Consider the following 19,733-nt stretch of genomic DNA (forward strand, 5'->3'; position numbering starts at 1 on the left):
TATTGACGGACAAGCCACGGCATTCCTGGGTAACCATCCGGGACAGCATCCGGGAGATGATCCTGAACTCCACCTATGGGCCGGGAGACAAACTGCCGCGGGACGAGGAGTTTGCCGCACGGTTCGGCTGTGCCCGCTCCACCGTTCACCGGGCCATGCGGGATCTGGCTCAAAGCGGTCTGGTGGAACGGCGCCGCAAGGGCGGCACAATGGTGCAGCGCGATCCTGTGACCCGCGCAACCCTGAACATCCCGATCACCAGGCTGGAGGTCGAACAGAAAGGCTGCGTGCACCGCTACCAGTTGATCAGGCAGTCGGTACAGCGGTCCAGCCCGGCCATAATGGCAAACTTCGGCCTGCATGAAGCCCGGCCGATGCTGCGGGTTGAAGCTTTGCATCTTGCCGACAGCCGCCCCTATATCTTCGAGGACCGCTGGATCTGCCTGGAAACCGTACCGGAAATAAATACGGTGGACCTGACACGCGAAAGCGCAAACGAATGGCTTGTCCGCAACCGCCCCTACAGCAGGTGCGATTTGCGTCTTTATGCCCGCCCTGGAACCAAGGACGACAGCGAAATTCTCCAGAGTGCGATCGGAGACGCACTGTTTGTCATGGAACGCACGACTTGGATCGGCGACGCCCCGATCACCAGCCTGCGCGCCGTTGCTCACCCGGGCTATCAGCTGTTCACTCAGGGTTGATGCAATGCTGAGCGCTCGGGGCTGGCCGGCCGCAATGCGGGCAGATTGGAACGGAAATACATGGGCCTTGGCTCGATGCAGCGAAAAAAAGCGCTGGCGCGGGGCGCTGGAAACGGGTGCTGGCAAGGGGATGGCATGACAGAAACTTGGGATGCAGTGGTGATCGGCGCCGGGCCTGCAGGGCTGATGGCCGCCGAGGAGCTGGGTCGCGCCGGGCACCGCGTGCTGGTGGCTGAGGCCAAGCCGTCGGTGGCGCGCAAGCTCCTGATGGCGGGCAAGTCCGGCTTGAATCTGACCAAGGACGAACCGTTTAACCAGTTGATCACCCGCTATGGAGAGGCCGCAGACTGGCTGGCGCCAATGATCCGCGCCTGTGATTCACAGGCCGTTCAGGATTGGGCACAGGGATTGGGGAGCGAGCTGTTCACCGGCTCGACAGGCCGGGTGTTCCCGACAGTCATGAAAGCCTCTCCGCTGCTGCGCGCCTGGCTGGCACGCCTTGATGGTTTCGGCGCACAGATCCGCACGCGCTGGCGCTGGGCTGACTGGGAGGGCACAGGGCTTGCATTTGATACGCCGGACGGGCCGAAGCGGATAGAAGCCAGGGCAGTGGTCCTGGCACTGGGCGGCGCCAGCTGGGCGCGGCTTGGGTCGGACGCGGGCTGGGTCCCTCTGCTGGATGGAAAAGCTGTAGAGATTGCACCGTTCAAACCTGCCAATGCGGGGCTTCTGGTGGATTGGTCCGATCACATGGCACCGCAGTTCGGGCAGCCGCTTAAGGGTATAGCATTGCACGCCGGCCCATTGTCTTCGCGTGGGGAAGCCGTGATATCGGAGCGCGGGCTGGAAGGCGGCGGCGTCTATTCCGTCTGCGCCGCGGTACGGGAGGGAGAGACATTGCAGATGGATCTGCTTCCGGACCTGGAAACGGCAGAAGTCATCCGCCGCCTGTCCCGCCCGCGCGGCAAGGCAAGCGTTTCAAACCATCTGCGAAAGGTGCTCAAGCTGGGCGATGGACGGGCAGCAGTATTGCAGGAATTCGGACGGCCCTTGCCGCAGGATGTCCAGGCCTTAGCTCGGTTGATCAAAACGCTGCCCGTCAATCACGCGGGCCTGCGGCCAATGGACGAGGCGATCTCCACCGCTGGCGGCGTGCGGCGGGACGCGATGGATGACGGCCTGATGCTGAAACAAATCCCCGGCACGTTCTGCGCCGGGGAAATGCTGGATTGGGAGGCGCCGACGGGCGGTTATCTGCTGACTGCGTGCCTGGCCACCGGGCGTTGGGCGGGCCGGGCAGCGGCACATTACTTGGCGAGTGCGGCAACCCGCTGATAGGCTTCGCGTTGCCGCATCCGGTGTCCATAATCCAGCAGTTTTTCGCCTTCGACCGGGAATTTGGCGCTGTGGGCCCAATTCAGGCAATGGGTGCAGATGATGTCGGCGATTGTGAATTCCGTACCCATCAGGAACTCCGCGCCCATCTTATCTTCAAGCCGCGCCAGATTATGGGCAAATTCCCACTTCAGGCTGCCTTTCACTTCCGGTACCCGCTGATCTTCCGGCAAGATGAAGCTGTGGCGGGCCGCTGCCCACAGCACAGCATCCACTTCGTCCAGCAGGAGGTGCGTCATCGCATCCTGCTTGGCACGGGCTATCGTGCCGGCGGGTGCGGTCAGGGCGCTGTGCTTGTCAGCGAGATAAGTGAGAATGGCAGTTGAATCGCTGATGGCCTCGCCTTCGGCCTGCAGCACTGGCACCTTGCCCGAAACATTCAGCGCCTGAACTTCCGGGCTGCGGGGGCCGTGCTGTTTCAGCTCATAGGGCTGCCCAAGTTCTTCAAGCGCCCAAAGCACCCGGAACGTGCGGGTGAGCGGAATGCCGGTGACGGTGTACATCGTCTCTCTCCTGTTGTGTGTCCCTAAGATGGGCGGCACAGCAGGGGGGATCAAGCCAGGAGAGGCATTACTGGATCAGCGGGCGCGGCCCAGCATGGCCAGCCGGATCAGGGCGCGCTCCATCAGCGCCAGCGCAGGCGCGGTTTGACCGGCGGAACGCAGCGCCAGGTCGGTATCGGTAATGATCGTCAGCGCGGTTTCCAGCCGGCTTGCGCCCCAGTTCTGTGCCTGGCGCAGCATCCGGTCGCGGCGTTTGCCGTATAGCGGCGGGCGCAGCTGGCCGATGCCCTGGGCAGGGCCGCCGGGTGCAGCGGCAATGGTGTAGAGCGTGCGGAAGTGCCGGGTTGCCCCGATACAGAGCGTCACGGCATTTGTGCCTTGTGCTTGAAGGCGGCGGATCAGCGGCCCGATTTCGGTACTGCGGGCTTCGGCCACCACATTCAGAACATCGTCCAGCGCGGCCTCGGTCGATTGCGGAGCAACGGCGCCGATATCCTCCAGTGACAGCGGGCTGCTGTCGCCGTGTTTATAAAGCGCCAGCTTCTCGATCATGCGGGAGAAGTCGCCGGGGCCGGTATCATTCGCGATATCCGTCAGCGCTGACATGCTGTCGCCGGGGACGTCCCGGATACCAGCCTCCCCTAGGATCCGTTCGATCTCGGCGCGCGAGGGCGGGTCGTCGTAGATTCCCACCGAATAGGCATTTCGGTGGCCTTCAAACGCCTTCCGCAGTTTCGAGGCGGCCTTGAGCTGCCCGGCTGTGACCACAATCTGCGCATCCCCCGGCTGCCAGTCTTCCAGCGCTGTCGCAATGGCAGGGGTGGCGGTGTCATTGGCGCCTTCGACAAAAACCGCCCGGACACCGGGAAAGAACCCCACCGCCTTCACGGCATCCAGCAACTGTGCTGGATCCTTGCGCAGGTCGCTGCCGGGCAGGCGGGTCAGGCGCATTTCTTCTTCGGCACCGGGGCCAAGCAGGGACGCCAGCACCTGCTGCCGCTTAAGCGACACGCGCATGGCGTCGGCGCCATAGATCAGGATGCCGGTCTTGCCCGGATCAGGTTTGGCGAAATAGCCATCCGCTTCGCGCGGAGAGAGCTTCATTCCACCGGCGCGGAGAGATCCGCGGTTGCCAGAATCTGCGCGGTGATCTGATCGGCCAGAATGACCATCAGCCGCTCATGCGCGTCACGTTCACCTGCCAGCGTCTCCACGGTAGAGCCGGTTGCGGAGTAGCCGGTAAAGTTCTGCACGGTGCCGCTGGAGGTCACCTTGCCATCCGACAAGCGGGTCAGAGAAAAGCCAGCACTGCCGATCACCGAATAGCGGGTGATCTCATTGCCCGCGGTGATTGCCTGGCCTTCTTCCTGGGTGCTGAGCGTCAGGTCCAGCTTGTAGGCAGCACTGCCACCGCGGCCCAGGCGCTGCTCCAGATTCTGCACCAGGAAGTAGGCGTCGGTGCCGGTGGCGCCCTTGATCTCCTCCGGCGCCTGAACCTCGATCTGCCCATACAGAGCGGAGCCGGTGCCGCCAGGGGCGTACACCGGGGTAAAGCCGCAGGCCGCTGCCACCAGGGGCAGGGCCAGCAACAGGGTTCTGCGGTTAAGCAACGACATTCACAATCCGGCCCGGCACCACGATCACCTTTTTCGGCGCGCCGCCATTCAGCGCCTTTTGCACAGCTTCGTGTGCCAGGGCGCGTTTTTCAACCTCTGCCTTGTCCAGATCTTTGGCGACTTCGATTTCACCGCGGCGCTTGCCGTTGATCTGGATCGGAAGGGTGACCGTGTCCTCAACCAGCATGGCCTCATCCGCAACCGGCCAGGGCGCGGTGGCGCACAAGCCTTTGCCGCCCTGATGGTTCCAGATGTCTTCAGCCAGATGCGGGGTCATCGGCGCCATCAGCTGTGCCAACGTCATGATCGCCTGCTTCTGGACCGATGCGCTGGCCTTGGATTTGGCAAGCGTGTTGGTAAAGGCATAAAGCTTTGCAATTGCAGCATTAAAGCCAAAGGAATCGACACCCAGGGTCACGTCGCGAATGCATTTATGTGTCTCGCGCAGCAACGCTTCGTCGCCTTCACCCGCCGCATCCGGGTCCATCTCCCCAATACGGTCGCACAGGTTCCAGACCCGGTTCAGGTGCTTGTAGGCCGCCTCAGCGCCGGCTGCGGTCCATTCCACGTCCCGTTCCGGAGGGGAATCGGACAGCACGAACCAGCGCGCGGTGTCGGCACCGTAGGTTGAGATGATGTGCAGCGGGTCCACAACGTTATTCTTGGACTTGGACATCTTGGCGGAAGGAATGATGACGACCTTTTTGTCGGGGGTCAGACCTTGATGTCGTGTATGCATTTGAGCGGCATCAGAGGTGTCAACCAGCCCCCCTTTTTCATCCTCGAGTCTTGCGATCTCTTCATTCAAAACTGCGAACTGAGTTCCGTCCAGAGAATAGACAGTGACCTCGTTAGGGTAATGGTATTTGTGGTAGTTAATCCCGGGACCGCGAGGGTCACCCACTGTGGTTGTCTGTTGCGTGCGATAGATCGCGTGGGTCACCATGCCCTGGGTGAACAGCGCATCGAAGGGTTCCGAGGATTTCTCGGGCAGGTGGCCGCAGATCTGCATCGCGCGGGCAAAGAAGCGCGAGTACAGCAGATGCAGAATCGCGTGCTCAATGCCGCCGATGTACTGGTCGACGTTCATCCAGTATTCGGCCTCGGCCAGATCGGTGGGCGTTTCGGCGCGCGGCGCGGTGAAGCGGGAGAAATACCAGGACGAATCGACGAAAGTGTCCATGGTGTCGGTTTCGCGCTGGGCGGGCTTGCCACAGGACGGGCATTCGCAGTTGCGCCATGTCGGATGGCGGTCCAGCGGGTTGCCCGGCACGGAAAAGTCGATGGGTTTGCCGTCTTCGTCATAGGGCAAGGCGATCGGCAGGTTCTCTTTCTTCTCCGGCACCACGCCGCAGTCTTCGCAATGGACGACAGGGATCGGGCAGCCCCAGTAGCGCTGGCGGCTCAGCCCCCAGTCGCGCAGGCGGTATTTGGTGACATCCTGGCCCCAGCCGGCTTTTTCCGCGAAGTCAACGGTGGCGTTGACCGCTTCTTCGCCGGTCGCCTCGGTCAGCCCGGCGAAGTGATTGACCCAGCGGACCTTTTCGGACTTCGGCGGCACCAGAGCCTCGGCCGCGACCGGCGCGTCCTCATCCGGTGCAAAGAAGGCGTTGGTAACCGGCAGATTATACTTGCGGCAGAAATCCAGGTCGCGCTGGTCATGCGCCGGGCAGGCAAAAATCGCGCCTGTGCCGTAATCCATCAGGATGAAATTGGCGATCCAGACCGGCAGCTCCCATTCCGGGTTCAGCGGGTGTTTCACCCGGATGCCGGTGTCATAACCCAGCTTCTCGGCGGTCTCGATGGCTTCCTCGGTGGTGCCGCCCTTGCGGCATTCGGCAACAAAGGCTGCAACCTCTTCCGATTCGGCTTCCAGCGCCTTGGCAATCGGATGATCGGGCGAGATGCCGACAAAAGACGCGCCCATCAGCGTATCCGGGCGGGTGGTGTAGACTTCAATCGGCTCTGCGCCGTCGGTGCGTTCAAACGAAAATTGAAGGCCGCGCGACTTGCCGATCCAGTTTTCCTGCATCAGGCGGACTTTGGCGGGCCAGTTCTCCAAGCCATCCAACGCCGACAGCAGCTCTTCGGAGAAATCGGAGATCTTGAAGAACCACTGCGTCAGCTCGCGCCGCTCGACCAGCGCACCGGAGCGCCAGCCGCGGCCGTTTTCGACCTGCTCGTTGGCCAGCACGGTCATGTCGATGGGGTCCCAGTTCACCACCGCGTTCTTGCGGTAAACCAGACCCTTTTCCAGGAAATCAAGGAACAGCGCTTGCTGCTGGCCGTAATACTCCGGATCACAGGTGGCGAACATGCGGCTCCAGTCCAGCGACAGGCCCAGCGGCTTCATCTGCTCGACCATCGTGTCGATGTTGGAATAGGTCCAGTCCTTGGGATGCCCGCCCGAGGCCATCGCGGCGTTTTCGGCCGGCATGCCAAAAGCGTCAAACCCCATCGGATGCAGCACGTTATGGCCGGTGGACAGCTTGTAGCGCGCGATCACATCGCCCATCGTGTAGTTGCGCACATGGCCCATGTGCAGCTTGCCCGACGGGTAGGGGAACATTTCCAGCACATAATACTTCGGCTTGCCGCCGGTGCGCTTGGCCTGAAATATCCCGGCCTTGTCCCAGGCTTCCTGCCATTTAGCTTCGATTTCCGTGGCGGAGTAACGCGACATCAGAGCGGTCCTTTGCATGAAAACGCCGGGCAAGTGGCCCGGCGCTTCTGATAATGGGGTTTGGCTGGTGTTTCCAGAGCGCAGCGGGTCAGAGTTTTTTATCCGCGATCCGCAGCTGCCGTGCGCGGGAAAGAATCGCGTCCTCAACTGCGCGGGACGTGCTGGCGCTGACGGGGCCGCCCTTGGATTGCAGCGCAACGTTCAAGGAACGCGCGTCCAGGGCCGGGTCCTTTATGTGAACGGTGGCCCGGTAGGTGCGGCCGCCACCAGGCGGGGTGCCATAGCCCGTGATGATAACACCGGTGAAGGGATCAACCGATTGCACCGGCAGGAAGTTCAGCACGTCCAGGCTGGCCGCCCACAGGTAGCGGTTGACCTGCACGTTCTGGTCCGGCTGGCCGCGGAACACATCCCAGATCGAGGATGGATTGCTTTGTGCCCCGATCTCATCAACCGCCAACCGGTCCTTGCCCAGCAGGGTGCCATCCTGGCTGCGGTCCTTGTTGCCGCCGCATGCAGCAAGACTGAGGCATATTGCGCCGGCCAAAGTTGCCTGCAGAGTCTTTGTTCTGATCATAACCGCTCCCAGAGCCAATTTCTGGGCGAACACCTAGCGCAAGCGGCGCGGGCGGAGCAAGTGCTTTGCCCTATATAGAAGGCCCTCCCGTCGTGCGATACGCCTCCGGAGTGATAGGCCGATGGTGCAGAAGCCTGCAAACCTGTGCGCTTGCCGTCCATCCGGTGCAGTAGCGAGGCAGACTGTGGCATAGCTGCACCATCCCGGACCGCATCGTTTCGCCCGACTTTCCCAAGACTTGCCAAAACGGGGGCGAAAGAGCGAAACCCCTTGGCATACCCACGCCGGATTCCCCGGTTTGGGCTTAAGATTAGAAAACCGAGGGAAAAACATGAAAAAGGTTCTCTTCGCGACCACCGCGCTGATCGCCACCGCAGGCATGGCCGCGGCCGAAGTCAAAATCTCCGGCTATGGCCGTTTTGGTCTGGACTACAACGAAGCCAACAAAACCGTTGTTGGCCGTTCCGAGACCAACATCACCAGCCGTCTGCGCTTCACCTTCGACGCGTCGACCGAAACCGATGGCGGCGTGACCGTTGGCGCACGTGCTCGTGCCCAGTTCGAAAACCGTGATGGCACACCCGGCACCGGCGCGTTCAACGGCGCACAGTTCCACGTCGCATACGGCGGCCTGCGTGTGAACGTTGGCAACATCTGGGGCGCGATCGACAACATGCCGGGCTTCTACCTGGAAACCCGTTCGGTTGGTATCGGCATCGACGGCGCCGGCTTTAACTCGCTGGTGACCAACGTTGCGGGCAACGGCTTTGACTGGGACACCTACACCTCCGCAGCAGCCGGCCGTAACGGCATCGAAGCTCTGTACTCCGCTGGCGGTTTCTCGGGTCACCTGTCCTACTCCCAGGCAAACGGCGGCACCGTTGCCGGTTCCGCAAACGGCACCGAGCGTACTGCTGTGCATGTTGCCTACACCTTCGGTGACTGGACTGCCGCTCTGGGCTACCAGGACTCCAACGTCGCAACCGAAGACAAACTGGTCTTCACCGTTGCAGGTGACCTGGGTCAGTTCGGTGTTCGCCTTGCATACGGCAACAACATGGACGCAGTGACTGTTGGCGGCGTTGCACAAGACGTCGACAAAATCACCCTGGCCGGCAACGTTGAGCTGGGCGCAGCCTCCACTCTGGTTGCCTTCGTGAGCAGCGAAGACAACCCGGCGGGCACCGGTGTTAACGGCACCGACGGCACCGCCTTCGGCATCAACTACTCCTACGATCTGGGCGGCGGCGTGTCGTTCGAAGCGGGTGCGGTTGAATCGTCCTCCGACTTCACCACTGTTCAGGCAGGTCTGTACTTCAGCTTCTAAGCTGAAGCACGCCTAGCGTGAATTCGGGGCGGGTTCCTTCGGGAGCCCGCCCTTTCCTTTTGTGGCTTAACATTTGCGGGCAAACAGTGTTTTTTGCGGCTAAACAGCTACGAGGCCAAACCCATGCCGCTTGAAGAGATCAGATCCCGAATTGCCAAAGCTGAGAAGCAGGCCGGCCGTATGCCGGGCAGTGTGCAGCTGATTGCGGTTTCCAAAGTGCAGCCGGACGAGCGGGTCGAGGCGGTGCTGCAGGAAGGCCATCGCTGTTTCGGTGAAAACAAGGTGCAGGAAGCGGCTGGAAAATGGCCCGGGTTCGTCGAGCAATTTGACGGTATCGATTTGCATTTGATCGGCCCGCTGCAGACCAACAAAACCCGCCAGGCGATGGAGCTGTTTGACAGCATCCACTCAGTCGACCGGCCCAAACTGGCCAATACGCTGGCCAGGCTGGCGCAGGAGTTGGGCAAATGCCCCGAATTGTTCATTCAAGTGAATACCGGCGAGGAGGAGCAAAAAGCAGGCGTGTTGCCGTCCGATGCAGATGCTTTCATCGCAGAGTGCCGCCAGCTTGATCTACCTCTAAAGGGGCTGATGTGCATCCCGCCGGTGGAAGAAGAGGCCAGCTTGCATTTCGCGCTGCTGGCAAAGATTGCTGAGCGCAACGGATTGAAGGGCTTGTCGATGGGAATGAGCGGCGATTTCGAGAAAGCCATAGCCCTTGGCGCCACCCATGTTCGCGTCGGTTCTGCCATTTTCGGCGCCCGCACCTATTGAAGCACAAAAGTTTTAGGCAAAACTTTTGCCAAGACTTTTTGAAAAGTCTTGGTTGCGTCAGGTGCGTGCCAGAGGCGGGACGATAACCCGGGATCCAGGCTGAACCCGGTCAGCAAGCCAATGGAGATCCGCGCGCGAGAAAGCGATGCAGCCTTCAGTGGGGTATCCAGGGCCGCGCCATTGATGAAGGAAGATCGCGGAACCGCTTCCCGGAATTGCGGTTGGCCAGTTCCAATCGGTGATCAAAACCAGATCATAGAGCGGATCGCTGCGCCGCAGTCGTTCGTGACTGAACGGGTACGGTGCCCGCACATGGTGGTTGTAATTTGCATCTCCTGAATCATCCGACCATAGGTCCCGCGGACCAATAGGCTTGGCCCAGGAGGCAGGGCGGTACAGCCTGTCGGGGCGGTAATACATGCCTGCAATGCGATGCACGCCAATGGGAGTCGCGCCATCCCCTTCGCGTTTGTTCCGGGACAGCCCGCCTTTGCCGATTGTGCACGGCAGCACCCGACCCAGAAACCGCACGCCGCGGGGTGTCAGGACCAGATCGGCGGGTGATGTCACAGCATATGCCCGGATTTCCGGGCCTTGGTCGCCAGGTAATGCTGGTTGTGGGCATTTTCACCCACTTTCAGCGCCACCCGTTCCGCCACATGCACGCCGGTCTTTTGCATCATCGCAATCTTGTTCGGGTTGTTGGTCAGCAGCCGCACTTGGGAGAAACCCAATTCTTGCAGAATAGAGGCGCCCAGGCGGAAGTCGCGCTCGTCATCCTCAAACCCCAGACGGTGATTGGCCTCCACCGTATCAAAGCCCTGGTCCTGCAGTGAATAGGCCCGCATTTTGTTGGCAAGGCCGATCCCGCGGCCCTCCTGATTCAGGTACAGAAGGACACCCGCACCTTCCGCGCCCATCTGTGCCAGTGCGCCCTGCAGCTGCGGGCCGCAATCGCATTTCAGCGAGCCCAGCACGTCGCCGGTGAAGCAGGCCGAATGCAGCCGGGCCAGAACCGGTTTGGATCTGTCGGGGCGGCCGATTTCTACAGCATAATGCTCCTCGGCGCCATCCTCCGGGCGGAAGATGTGAAGCCTGCCGGCTTCGGCGGCATTCATTGGCAGGCGGGCAGCTGCGACCGGGTGCAGGGGGGAGCTTTGGCTCAGCAGCGGTTCTGCAGCTGCACGAGAAATGCTGGTAAGGCCGTGGGCCGCGGCAAACCCGGACGGATCGCTGATAGGCACAAGAGCAGCAGCTGGCAGCAGGCGCGCGGATTTCACCAGTGCAATTGCCAGCCGGTGCAGGTCTGCGCTGCCGCCGCGCTGGCTGGAAAGCGGACCCTTCATCGGTGTGTTCAGATCATCCGCCGGGTCGGCCAGCGACTGGATCCACTTCAGCCCCTCAGTACCGGGAACAATAATGCGGGCGGTGTCCGCGTCATACACCCGGGCCTTCAGGGTTTCCGCCCGCCGGGCCGTCAAGGCCAATGTCGGAGCGCCCAAGGCACGCATGTCTGCCAGACGTGTTTCTGTCAGCGATTCCACGGCAATTGCCAGCGCGGCACTCTTTCCATCACTCAATACCACCGGCAGGCCCATGCGCAGATCGACCCGGGCACGGGCCAGCAGTTCGATTATAGTGGGCATCAGGCTCATACGGGGATTCCGGTGTTATTTTGTAACAAAGGCTCGCTGTCTTTACGCCCAAATGCAACGGATGTGAAACATTTTCCCTGCCATGGACACGTCGGCGTGAGAGTATTGCAGCAAATCTTGCCGAGGGCGCAAGGGATGCGCATGTGTTGTCATGTGAACAGGAGGGCGAGCCGATGGCGCAACTGAAGAAAATTCTGCTGGTTGATGATGATGAAGACCTGCGAGAGGCCTTGAGCGAGCAGCTGGTGATGACCGAGGACTTCGATGTATTCGAGGCAGAGAACGGTCAAGGCGCGATGGAGCGCGCCAAGGAGGCCCTCTATGATCTGATTATTCTGGACGTGGGCTTGCCGGATACGGACGGGCGCGAACTATGCCGCCTGCTGCGCAAGCAGGGAGTGAAGGCTCCAGTCTTGATGCTGACAGGCCACGACAGCGATGCCGACACTATTCTGGGTCTGGATGCCGGCGCCAATGACTATGTCTCTAAACCCTTCAAGTTCCCGGTGCTGCTGGCCCGGATTCGGGCGCAGCTGCGTCAGCATGAACAATCCGAGGACGCGGTCTTTGCGCTTGGCCCTTATACCTTTAAACCGTCGATGAAGCTTTTGATCGCGGAGGATGAACGCAAGATCCGGTTGACCGAGAAGGAAACCAACATCCTCAAGTTTCTCTATCGCTCCAGCGATGGTGTGGTGCCGCGGGATGTTCTGCTGCATGAGGTGTGGGGATACAATGCAGGCGTGACCACGCATACGCTGGAAACCCATATTTACCGGCTGCGGCAGAAAATTGAGCCCGATCCGTCGAATGCACGCCTGCTGGTGACGGAATCCGGCGGTTACCGGCTGGTCGCGTGATGTAATCGGCGTTGAGCCAGATTAAAGAAGAACCTGAGGTTCATCTTTAAAACAGACCCTATCCCGCGCATATCCGGGTCACGGTATGCACCTCCCTGTTGGACTTGGCCGGGCGTGATGCCCGGCCTTTTTTTGTCCGTATTGTTTACACACACGGGCCAATTCATCTCTGGCCCTTCCAGGCCCGGACAGGCAGTATCGCGCCGGAACCCGGATTTCACGATGAGGCGCGCGATGCCATTTACTCTTGCCACCTGGAATATCAACTCGGTCCGCCTGCGCGAACCGATTGTGCAGAAACTGTTGCAGGAGGAAGGGCCGGATGTGCTTTGCCTGCAAGAGTGCAAAAGCCCGGTGGACAAGATCCCGTTGCAAGGCTTTGCAGCCCTGGGCTACAGCCACATGGTTGCGCGTGGCCAGAAAGGCTACAACGGGGTGGCGATCCTGTCGCGCTTGCCGATTGAGGATGCAGGGGATCAGGATTTTGCCAGCCTTGGCCATGCCCGCCATGTGGCCGGACGGCTGGAAAACGGGGTGGTGATCCACAACTTCTATGTCCCGGCGGGCGGCGATGTGCCGGACCGGGAAAAGAACGAAAAATTCGGCCAGAAGCTCGATTACCTCACGGAGATGCGCGACTGGTTCCAGGCCGATAAACCGGAAAAATCCATCCTGGTCGGGGATCTTAATATCGCCCCGCGCGAGGATGATGTCTGGGACCACAAAAAGCTGTTGAAGGTTGTCAGCCATACGCCCATTGAGGTGGAGCATTTCGCAGACGTGATGGATGCGGGCGGATGGTCCGATGTGACCCGGAACGATATCCCTGACGGCCGCCTGTACAGCTGGTGGAGCTACCGGGCCAAGGATTGGGATGCCGCCGACAAAGGGCGCCGTCTCGACCACGTCTGGGCGACGCCGGACATTAAAAACGCGGCCCATTCCAGCCGGATCCTGCGGGATGCCCGCGGCTGGGAAAAGCCCAGCGACCATGCGCCGGTATTTGCAACCTTTGATCTGTAACAGCAGGCGGAGTGCTCCCGCCTGATCCGCAACATCCGCAGGATGTTTCTTCTCCGTTGGGCATGGCACTGCGCTGCCGCGCAGTGCAGTGCCGCCGCGCGTCAGCGCGGCGCCCTGCCCAACGCCGTAAGGGTTCTGGCGTAGCCAGGGCCCGCTGACGGGGGCGGGAGCACTACCGCTCAAAGCAGCCAGCGGGCGTATTCGGGGTGCCTGTCCTGCATGTCCTGGTAGAGCCAGACCATCCGGTCCACAAACCACAGCTTACCGCCAACCATCAGCGTCAGACCGCCAAGGATGAAACCAGGATCCAAGATCCAAAGACCATAGACCCAAGGGATCGCTCCAATGCCCGACGCCCAAGCCAAACCCTTTGCCCAGCCCAGGTGATGGCGCGGTATGGGAACCTGCGCCCGGTTCAGGAGCACCCGCTCGCCAAATGTGCCGCGGGACGCCCAGGTGCCGGTGCTGGCAGGCAGCCCAAAGGCGCGCGGGTTCCACCAGGTCCACACCAGCACCAGCGCAATGGGCAGGACCGCAGCCCAGCCCAGCCACACCCGTGACCATACGGCGAGTGTCATCAGCGGCAGAACCGTCATCCGGCTCACGACGCTCCATGGGTTGGCGTGCCGCGCCCAAGCGGCGTCATCCATGCGCATCATCTTTTCAGATAACGCAAAGAGATCGAACCTGCGGCTGGCCATCGGCAAACTCCTCTCTTGGTTTCCGGCGCTTGGGATTCCATATAGGGGGCAAGTTCCAAGCGGAGAACAATCTGATGACCGAAATTCTTGGCAGCACCGCACCGGCGGGTGATCTGATCAAAGACGTGACCGAAGCCACTTTCATGCAGGACGTTGTCGAAGCGTCGATGCAGGCGCCGGTGATCGTGGACTTCTGGGCGCCTTGGTGCGGCCCGTGCAAAACCTTGGGCCCGATGCTGGAGGCGGCTGTCACCAAGGCCAAGGGCGCCGCCACCATGGCCAAGATCAACGTCGATGAAAACCAGCGCCTGGCGCAGGCACTGGCGCAGCAGGGGCTGCCGCTGCAGTCGATCCCCACTGTGGTCGCCTTTGTTGAGGGACGGCCGGTGGACATGTTCCAGGGCGCACTGCCGGCATCGGAGATCGAAGCCTTTGTGAACAAGGCCATCGAGGCTGGGGGCGGATCAGCCGACGGCGGTCTGGGCGAGGCGCTGGAAGCAGCCGAACTGATGCTGACTGAGGGTGCCGTGGCGGATGCCGCGCAGACTTTTGCTGCCATCCTGGGCGAAGATGACAAGAACGCCGCGGCTTATGGCGGATTGGCACGCGCGCATATCGCGCTTGGCGATCTGGATCAGGCGGAGGCCGTTTTGAATGGCGCACCCGCCGAGATTGCGGATGCAGCCGAGATCGAAGCCGCGCATGCGCAGATCGCCCTGGCGCGGCAGGCCGAGAATGCTGGCCCGGTGGGGGAATTGCGGGCTGCAGTGGACGCCAGTCCGGAGGACCTGCAGGCGCGTTTCGACCTGGCGCAGGCGCTGCATGCGGCTGGAGATGCAGAAGCCGCAGTAGACGAATTGCTGGAGCTTTTCCGCCGTGACCGCGAGTGGAACGAGGGTGCTGCCAAGGTACAGCTGTTCACCATCTTTGATGCGCTGAAACCCAACGACCCGGTGGTTCTCAACGGGCGCCGGAAACTTAGCTCAATGATATTTGCCTAAGTCCGGGGCAGCACTACACTCTGTCCCATGATCCAGCCTGCTGATCTGCCGGACACGATTGCCGTGTTCCCATTGCCCGGGGCGCTTTTGCTGCCCCGGTCGCGTTTGCCGTTGCACATTTTCGAGCCGCGCTACCTGCAGATGCTCGAAGATACGCTTAAGACGCGGCAGCGTCTGATAGGCATGGTGCAGCCCTGCCCGGGTCCGCACGGAACCGGGGAGGAGCTGCACGCGATTGGTTGCGCCGGGCGCGTCACACAGTTTTCCGAAACAGAAGACGGCAGATACCTGGTCACGCTTTCAGGCGTGTCCCGGTTCCGTATCACCCGTGAAGCCAATGGATTTACCCCCTATCAGCGTTGTGATGTCAGTTGGACGGGATTTGACCGGGACCTTGGCCGCTCCGAGGCGGATGATACCCTTGACCGGCCGTCGTTCCTGGATCTGCTTGAGCGGTTCTTTTCTGCCCGGAGCCTGTCAACCGATTGGGAAGCCCTGAAAGACGCGGATGACGAGCTGCTGATCAATTCACTGGCGATGCTCTTGGAATTCGACACCGAAGAGAAACAGGCCTTGCTCGAAGCGCCCTGCCTTGTCACAAGGCGGGAAACGCTTGTCACTTTGATTGAATTCGCCCTGCGCGGCGGCACTCAGGAGGAAACTCTGCAATGACCGAGACACAGGCGCCTGCCTTTGACCGCCGGATGCTGGAAGCGCTTGTCTGCCCGCTGACCCAGGCGGTGCTGGAATATGATGCCCAGGCGCAAGAACTGATTTCGCGTGCTGCCAACCTTGCCTTTCCGATCCGCAATGGCATCCCGGTGATGCTGGTGGACGAGGCGCGCGCGCTGGACTGACGCTGCACAAAGGCAGCGCCTAAGCCTTAGATAGCTTGCCCTGTTAAGAGCTTGGGTAAGTCTCCGGTCAGGCCTGCTGCCTCACGCACGAAATTGCGGCGCAGGCCGGGGACCGCTCCTGCCAATCCCATTCCGATGTCACGTCCCAACCGCAGCAGCGGGTTATCGTTGGAAAAAAGCCGGTTGAAAATATCCGTGGCTGCAGCCAGCGAAGCAGTGTCGAAGCGGCGCCATTGCTGGTAGCGCTCCATCACCAGGGATGAACCGATATCTTCGCCCCGCCGTGAGGCTTCGGTGATGACTTCCGCCAGAGCGCCGACATCGCGCAGGCCTGCATTCAGCCCTTGACCGGCGATCGGGTGCATCCCATGCGCCGCATCCCCCACCAGCGCCATGCGGTCGCCGATAAAGCTGTTGGCGATGGTCAGGTTCAGCGGGTAAGTGAAGCGTTTGCCTGCCAGGGAAATCTCGCCGAGGAAATCCCCAAAGCGCGGCCGCAGCGCCTGAATGTACTCGGCGTCACTCAACGCGTGGATGGCCTTGGCGGTCTCCGTCCGTTCGCTCCACACGATGGAGGAGCGGTTGCCCGGCAGCGGCAGGATCGCCAGCGGCCCGGGCGGCATGAAAAACTGATGCGCGATGCCGTGGTGTGGTTTTTCGTGGTCAATGGCGCAGACCAGGGCGGTCTGGCCATAGTCCCAGCCGGTGCGCTTGATGCCCGCCCGTTGCGCAGTGCCGCTGCGGCGCCCGTCCGAGCCGACCAGAACCTGACCGCGCAGCTCGCCGCCATCGTCTAGGGTGACAGTGACACCGCTTTGGTCCGGTGCTTGTGCAACCACGGTGCGCCCGGACACCAGGGTGATGCCCGGCGCGTCCTCCATCGCCTGTAGAAAGGCCCGGCGCAGGAAACGGTCCTCAACCATATAGCCCATCGGGCCTTCTTCCAGCTCGGCATGGTCGAAATGGATAAAAAACGGTGACGGACCATGGCCCGCATGACCGTCTGTCACCTTGATCTCCAGCATTGCTTGCGCGTTGTCTCCGACATGCTGCCAGACGCCGGTCTGCTGCAGCAGCCGCTGCGAGGCCAGCGCCAGCGCGTAACCGCGCCCGTCAAAGCCTTCATCAGCAAGCTTGTCCGGGGTCAGCGCGTCGACCACAGTGATGCTGTGGCCGGTCTGCGCGAGGGCCAGGGCCAGCGCGGGGCCGTTCAGCCCGCCGCCCACGATCAGGATATCAGAGGCATTTTTCATGCCCCGCAATATGCGCCTGCTGGCGGGATTGTCCATCCGGGAAGCGTGGGATTGTGCCTGTGTCTTACTGCCGCTACCGTTTGCATCAACTGCATTTGGGGAGACGGGCTGATGCAAGATTGGCTGACAATGACCGCCGCCGCTTTGGGACGGGGGATTGAGGCGGGTGAAATCGGTCCGGCGGCGCTGACCCGCTGTTATCTGAACGCCATAGATGCCCATCCGCTGAAGGACCGGATCTATACCCAAGTGACCCATGATCGCGCCCTGGCCGAAGCGGAGGCTGCGCAAGAACGTGCGGATCTGGGCCTGCGCCGGTCGCTGCTGGACGGGGTGCCGGTCAGTTGGAAGGATCTGTTTGACAGCGCAGGCACCGCAACCGAATCCGGTTCGGATCTGCTGAAGGGCCGGGTGCCGGAACAGGATGCAGCGGTCCTGCGCAACGCAACACTTTTGGGGGCGGTCTGCCTGGGCAAAACCCATATGAGCGAACTGGCGTTCTCTGGCCTTGGCTTCAACCCGATCAAGGAAACACCGCCTTGCGTCAATGATCAGTCGGCCGCGCCAGGCGGATCGTCCTCCGGGGCGGCTGCGTCGGTTGCCTTTGGTCTGGCCGCAGCAGGAATCGGCTCTGATACGGGCGGTTCGGTCCGTATTCCGTCTGCCTGGAATGATCTGGTAGGGCTCAAAACCACCTCAGGCCGGGTTACTCTGGAAGGCGTTGTGCCGCTGTGCCTGAAATTCGATACTATCGGTCCGCTGGCCCGCTCGGTGGAGGATGCCGGGCTGCTGTTAGGGCTGCTGGAGGGAACGGCGGGACCGGATCTGCGCAATCCCGGATCGCTGAAAGGGTGCCGGTTTGCCGATTTGCAGAATGTGGCGCAAAACGAATTGGACCCAAAGGTTTTTGCCGCCCATCGTGATACGCTGCAGCGCCTGAAAGACGCCGGCGCAAGAATCGTGCCGCTGGAAGTTCCAGAGCTGGAAGAGGCCATGGCGCTGAGCCCGATTCTCTACACAACCGAAGCCTACGGCCTGTGGAAAGACGTGATCGAGGCAACGCCGTATCTGATGTATTCGGAAATCCTTGAACGCTTCCGCACCGGTGCGCAGTTCAGCGGACCGGATTATGTCGCGGCCTGGGCTAAGCTGGAGCAATGCCGTATGGCCTGGGATCAAGCGGCAGCCGGGTTTGATGCGGTGCTCAGCCCCGTTTCGCCAATTTTGCCGCCGAACCTGCAACGGCTGCAAAGCGATCATGACTATTATGTGCAGTCCAACCTGCTGGCACTGCGCAATACGCGGATCGGAAACCTGATGGGGCTGTGCGCGCTTTCGCTGCCCACCGGCACACCCAGCTGCGGCCTTCAGGTGCTCGGCCAGCCGGATTGCGAGGAAGCCTTGCTGCGCACCGGTGCCGCGATTGAAATGGCCTTGGCCTGAAAGCCACATTCGGCCCAGCGGGCCACTCACCGGGTGGACGCACCCGTCCGCCACCTGTAACCTGAGGCGCAAACGGGGCGCCAATGATCCCGTGACCGAGGCATTAGATATGGATTTTCCTGAGCGGTTTTCAAACCTGCCAGCCTATGCGTTTCCGCGCCTGCGGGCGCTGTTGGACCATCACACCCCTGGCGGGGATGTGGTGCATATGACCATTGGCGAGCCGAAACATGCGTTTCCGGCCTGGGTCACCGATGTCATCACTGAAAACGCCGCCGGGTTTAACCAGTATCCTAACAATGATGGCACGCCCGAATTGCGCGGTGCCATCGCGGGTTGGATTGCCCGCCGTTACGGCGTAACCGCCGACCCTGAAACGCAAGTCATGGCACTGAACGGCACCCGCGAAGGGCTGTACAATGCCGCCATGGCGCTGTGCCCTGAGCAGAAGAACGGGCAAAAGCCGGTGGTGCTGATCCCGAACCCCTTCTATCAGGTCTATATGGTGGCCACGATTTCGGTTGCGGCAGAGCCGGTTTTCGTTCCCGCAACAACGGCCACCGGCCATCTGCCGGACTACGGGAACCTGCCCGAAGATGTGCTGAACCGTACCGCTGCGGCCTATATATGCTCGCCCGCCAATCCCCAGGGCGCTGTCGCGTCGCGCAGTTACTGGACCCGGCTGATCCAGCTGGCAGAGAAATACGATTTCCGCATCTTCGCAGATGAATGCTATTCCGAGATTTACCGCGATGAGGCCCCCGTTGGCGCATTGACCGTCGCCCAGGAGCTGGGCGCTGATCCTGAGCGTGTGGTCTTGTTCAATTCCCTGTCGAAACGTTCAAACCTTCCGGGGCTGCGCTCTGGTCTGATTGCTGGCGGTCCCGAGACCATCAAACGGGTCAAACAGCTGCGCGCCTATTCCGGCGCCCCGCTGCCGGCCCCGTTGCAGGCGGCCGCGGCCAGGGTCTGGGCGGATGAGGCGCATGTGGAGGAGAACCGCGCGCTTTATCAGGAGAAATACACAATAGCCGATGAGGTCTTTGCCGGCCTCAACGGATACATGGCGCCCGAAGCGGGCTTCTTCCTTTGGCTTCCGGTGGAAAATGGCGAGCAGGCCGCACTGAAGCTGTGGCAGGAGACCGGCGTGCGGGTGCTGCCCGGCGCTTACCTGGCGCAAGGCGCGCCGGGACAAAACCCGGGCGAGACATATATCCGGGTGGCGCTGGTCGCCCCCGCCGAGGACACCCGCGCGGCGCTAACCACGCTGCGCGGCTGCCTGTACTGAAATTCTGCTGCGCGGCCCCTGGTTTGGGGCCGCGCAGCCAAGACTAATAAACGGACAGGTTCGTGACCTTGCG

Annotated in this window: 20 protein-coding genes; 11 read left to right on the plus strand and 9 right to left on the minus strand. The window is 61.5% G+C overall.

From position 1 onward, the window contains the following. Window positions 1-2 precede the first annotated feature (2 nt). Both L1069_RS09040 and L1069_RS09045 read left to right on the plus strand, forming a co-directional pair. Window positions 3-704, plus strand: a complete 702-nt coding sequence (locus tag L1069_RS09040) for a GntR family transcriptional regulator (RefSeq protein WP_134831138.1) — start codon at window positions 3-5, stop codon at window positions 702-704. A 135-nt stretch (window positions 705-839) separates the two neighbouring features. After that, window positions 840-2,039 carry a TIGR03862 family flavoprotein gene (locus tag L1069_RS09045; RefSeq protein ID WP_237455433.1) on the plus strand — a complete coding sequence of 400 codons (1,200 nt, stop codon included), beginning with the start codon at window positions 840-842 and terminating at the stop codon, window positions 2,037-2,039. Here L1069_RS09045 and L1069_RS09050 read toward each other — a convergent pair. The 5 genes from L1069_RS09050 to L1069_RS09070 form a co-directional block, all read right to left on the minus strand. After that, on the minus strand, window positions 2,012-2,602 hold the full coding sequence (locus L1069_RS09050) for a glutathione S-transferase family protein (protein WP_237455434.1): 591 nt from the start codon (window positions 2,600-2,602) through the stop codon (window positions 2,012-2,014). The two genes, L1069_RS09045 and L1069_RS09050, sit on opposite strands and share 28 nt — an antisense overlap. Window positions 2,603-2,677: 75 nt before the next feature. Continuing rightward, window positions 2,678-3,706: a DNA polymerase III subunit delta gene (gene holA / locus L1069_RS09055; protein WP_134831141.1), complete on the minus strand. Its 1,029-nt coding sequence runs from the start codon at window positions 3,704-3,706 to the stop codon at window positions 2,678-2,680. Further along, window positions 3,703-4,218, minus strand: a complete 516-nt coding sequence (lptE, locus tag L1069_RS09060; protein WP_129372456.1) for an LPS assembly lipoprotein LptE — start codon at window positions 4,216-4,218, stop codon at window positions 3,703-3,705. The genes holA and lptE overlap by 4 nt, the downstream gene beginning before the upstream one ends. Beyond that, window positions 4,205-6,901, minus strand: coding sequence for a leucine--tRNA ligase (gene leuS, locus L1069_RS09065; protein ID WP_237455435.1), 2,697 nt, complete (start codon window positions 6,899-6,901; stop codon window positions 4,205-4,207). The genes lptE and leuS overlap by 14 nt, the downstream gene beginning before the upstream one ends. A gap of 88 nt (window positions 6,902-6,989) precedes the next feature. Next, window positions 6,990-7,478 (minus strand): DUF3576 domain-containing protein, encoded by a 489-nt coding sequence (locus tag L1069_RS09070; protein ID WP_129372454.1) that lies wholly within the window; start codon window positions 7,476-7,478, stop codon window positions 6,990-6,992. A 331-nt stretch (window positions 7,479-7,809) separates the two neighbouring features. Between L1069_RS09070 and L1069_RS09075 the strand changes: the two genes are divergently transcribed. Both L1069_RS09075 and L1069_RS09080 read left to right on the plus strand, forming a co-directional pair. Further along, window positions 7,810-8,805 (plus strand): porin, encoded by a 996-nt coding sequence (locus L1069_RS09075; protein WP_129372453.1) that lies wholly within the window; start codon window positions 7,810-7,812, stop codon window positions 8,803-8,805. A gap of 123 nt (window positions 8,806-8,928) precedes the next feature. Continuing rightward, on the plus strand, window positions 8,929-9,579 hold the full coding sequence (locus L1069_RS09080) for a YggS family pyridoxal phosphate-dependent enzyme (protein ID WP_237455436.1): 651 nt from the start codon (window positions 8,929-8,931) through the stop codon (window positions 9,577-9,579). Window positions 9,580-9,636: 57 nt separating this feature from the next. On the opposite strand, the gene L1069_RS09085 is transcribed toward L1069_RS09080, so the two are convergent. Both L1069_RS09085 and ribA read right to left on the minus strand, forming a co-directional pair. Further along, window positions 9,637-10,149 carry a L,D-transpeptidase family protein gene (locus tag L1069_RS09085; protein WP_237455437.1) on the minus strand — a complete coding sequence of 171 codons (513 nt, stop codon included), beginning with the start codon at window positions 10,147-10,149 and terminating at the stop codon, window positions 9,637-9,639. Beyond that, complete coding sequence (ribA, locus tag L1069_RS09090) at window positions 10,146-11,234, minus strand: GTP cyclohydrolase II (RefSeq protein WP_237455438.1); 1,089 nt, start codon at window positions 11,232-11,234, stop codon at window positions 10,146-10,148. The genes L1069_RS09085 and ribA overlap by 4 nt, the downstream gene beginning before the upstream one ends. Before the next feature lie 173 nt (window positions 11,235-11,407). Here ribA and L1069_RS09095 point away from each other — a divergent pair, with 173 nt between their 5' ends. Then, window positions 11,408-12,094: a response regulator transcription factor gene (locus L1069_RS09095; RefSeq protein ID WP_129372450.1), complete on the plus strand. Its 687-nt coding sequence runs from the start codon at window positions 11,408-11,410 to the stop codon at window positions 12,092-12,094. 234 nt (window positions 12,095-12,328) lie between these two features. Beyond that, complete coding sequence (locus tag L1069_RS09100) at window positions 12,329-13,117, plus strand: exodeoxyribonuclease III (protein ID WP_237455439.1); 789 nt, start codon at window positions 12,329-12,331, stop codon at window positions 13,115-13,117. Between the two features lie 179 nt (window positions 13,118-13,296). Here L1069_RS09100 and L1069_RS09105 read toward each other — a convergent pair whose 3' ends face one another. Next, window positions 13,297-13,818, minus strand: a complete 522-nt coding sequence (locus L1069_RS09105; protein ID WP_237455440.1) for a DUF6653 family protein — start codon at window positions 13,816-13,818, stop codon at window positions 13,297-13,299. A gap of 74 nt (window positions 13,819-13,892) precedes the next feature. Here L1069_RS09105 and L1069_RS09110 point away from each other — a divergent pair, with 74 nt between their 5' ends. The 3 genes from L1069_RS09110 to L1069_RS09120 are packed head-to-tail and all read left to right on the plus strand — an operon-like array spanning window position 13,893 to window position 15,676. Next, window positions 13,893-14,819 (plus strand): tetratricopeptide repeat protein, encoded by a 927-nt coding sequence (locus L1069_RS09110; RefSeq protein WP_129372447.1) that lies wholly within the window; start codon window positions 13,893-13,895, stop codon window positions 14,817-14,819. Between the two features lie 27 nt (window positions 14,820-14,846). Next, window positions 14,847-15,491, plus strand: a complete 645-nt coding sequence (locus L1069_RS09115) for an LON peptidase substrate-binding domain-containing protein (RefSeq protein ID WP_237455441.1) — start codon at window positions 14,847-14,849, stop codon at window positions 15,489-15,491. Further along, entirely contained in the window at window positions 15,488-15,676 is a 189-nt protein-coding gene (locus L1069_RS09120) for a Trm112 family protein (RefSeq protein ID WP_129372445.1), read from the plus strand. The genes L1069_RS09115 and L1069_RS09120 overlap by 4 nt, the downstream gene beginning before the upstream one ends. A gap of 26 nt (window positions 15,677-15,702) precedes the next feature. On the opposite strand, the gene L1069_RS09125 is transcribed toward L1069_RS09120, so the two are convergent. Continuing rightward, window positions 15,703-16,929 (minus strand): FAD-dependent monooxygenase, encoded by a 1,227-nt coding sequence (locus L1069_RS09125; protein ID WP_129372444.1) that lies wholly within the window; start codon window positions 16,927-16,929, stop codon window positions 15,703-15,705. 111 nt (window positions 16,930-17,040) lie between these two features. Between L1069_RS09125 and L1069_RS09130 the strand changes: the two genes are divergently transcribed. Both L1069_RS09130 and L1069_RS09135 read left to right on the plus strand, forming a co-directional pair. After that, a complete protein-coding gene (locus L1069_RS09130) occupies window positions 17,041-18,372 on the plus strand; it encodes an amidase family protein (protein WP_237455442.1) in 1,332 nt (443 codons plus the stop codon). 109 nt (window positions 18,373-18,481) lie between these two features. Further along, window positions 18,482-19,660: an aminotransferase class I/II-fold pyridoxal phosphate-dependent enzyme gene (locus tag L1069_RS09135; protein ID WP_237455443.1), complete on the plus strand. Its 1,179-nt coding sequence runs from the start codon at window positions 18,482-18,484 to the stop codon at window positions 19,658-19,660. Window positions 19,661-19,733: the final 73 nt, after the last annotated feature.

Source organism: Leisingera sp. MMG026 (genome assembly GCF_021654205.1).
Taxonomy (GTDB): domain Bacteria; phylum Pseudomonadota; class Alphaproteobacteria; order Rhodobacterales; family Rhodobacteraceae; genus Leisingera.

Excerpts from the sequence above, each read along its gene's own strand:
- L1069_RS09130 (WP_237455442.1), top strand. The coding sequence starts at position 17,041 with ATGCAAGATTGGCTGACAATGACCGCCGCCGCTTTGGGACGGGGGATT.
- L1069_RS09050 (WP_237455434.1), bottom strand. The coding sequence starts at position 2,602 with ATGTACACCGTCACCGGCATTCCGCTCACCCGCACGTTCCGGGTGCTT.
- L1069_RS09110 (WP_129372447.1), top strand. The coding sequence starts at position 13,893 with ATGACCGAAATTCTTGGCAGCACCGCACCGGCGGGTGATCTGATCAAA.
- L1069_RS09075 (WP_129372453.1), top strand. The coding sequence starts at position 7,810 with ATGAAAAAGGTTCTCTTCGCGACCACCGCGCTGATCGCCACCGCAGGC.
- holA (WP_134831141.1), bottom strand. The coding sequence starts at position 3,706 with ATGAAGCTCTCTCCGCGCGAAGCGGATGGCTATTTCGCCAAACCTGAT.
- L1069_RS09045 (WP_237455433.1), top strand. The coding sequence starts at position 840 with ATGACAGAAACTTGGGATGCAGTGGTGATCGGCGCCGGGCCTGCAGGG.
- L1069_RS09070 (WP_129372454.1), bottom strand. The coding sequence starts at position 7,478 with ATGATCAGAACAAAGACTCTGCAGGCAACTTTGGCCGGCGCAATATGC.
- lptE (WP_129372456.1), bottom strand. The coding sequence starts at position 4,218 with ATGTCGTTGCTTAACCGCAGAACCCTGTTGCTGGCCCTGCCCCTGGTG.
- leuS (WP_237455435.1), bottom strand. The coding sequence starts at position 6,901 with ATGTCGCGTTACTCCGCCACGGAAATCGAAGCTAAATGGCAGGAAGCC.
- L1069_RS09125 (WP_129372444.1), bottom strand. The coding sequence starts at position 16,929 with ATGAAAAATGCCTCTGATATCCTGATCGTGGGCGGCGGGCTGAACGGC.
- L1069_RS09080 (WP_237455436.1), top strand. The coding sequence starts at position 8,929 with ATGCCGCTTGAAGAGATCAGATCCCGAATTGCCAAAGCTGAGAAGCAG.
- L1069_RS09120 (WP_129372445.1), top strand. The coding sequence starts at position 15,488 with ATGACCGAGACACAGGCGCCTGCCTTTGACCGCCGGATGCTGGAAGCG.
- L1069_RS09100 (WP_237455439.1), top strand. The coding sequence starts at position 12,329 with ATGCCATTTACTCTTGCCACCTGGAATATCAACTCGGTCCGCCTGCGC.
- ribA (WP_237455438.1), bottom strand. The coding sequence starts at position 11,234 with ATGAGCCTGATGCCCACTATAATCGAACTGCTGGCCCGTGCCCGGGTC.
- L1069_RS09105 (WP_237455440.1), bottom strand. The coding sequence starts at position 13,818 with ATGGCCAGCCGCAGGTTCGATCTCTTTGCGTTATCTGAAAAGATGATG.
- L1069_RS09135 (WP_237455443.1), top strand. The coding sequence starts at position 18,482 with ATGGATTTTCCTGAGCGGTTTTCAAACCTGCCAGCCTATGCGTTTCCG.
- L1069_RS09115 (WP_237455441.1), top strand. The coding sequence starts at position 14,847 with ATGATCCAGCCTGCTGATCTGCCGGACACGATTGCCGTGTTCCCATTG.
- L1069_RS09095 (WP_129372450.1), top strand. The coding sequence starts at position 11,408 with ATGGCGCAACTGAAGAAAATTCTGCTGGTTGATGATGATGAAGACCTG.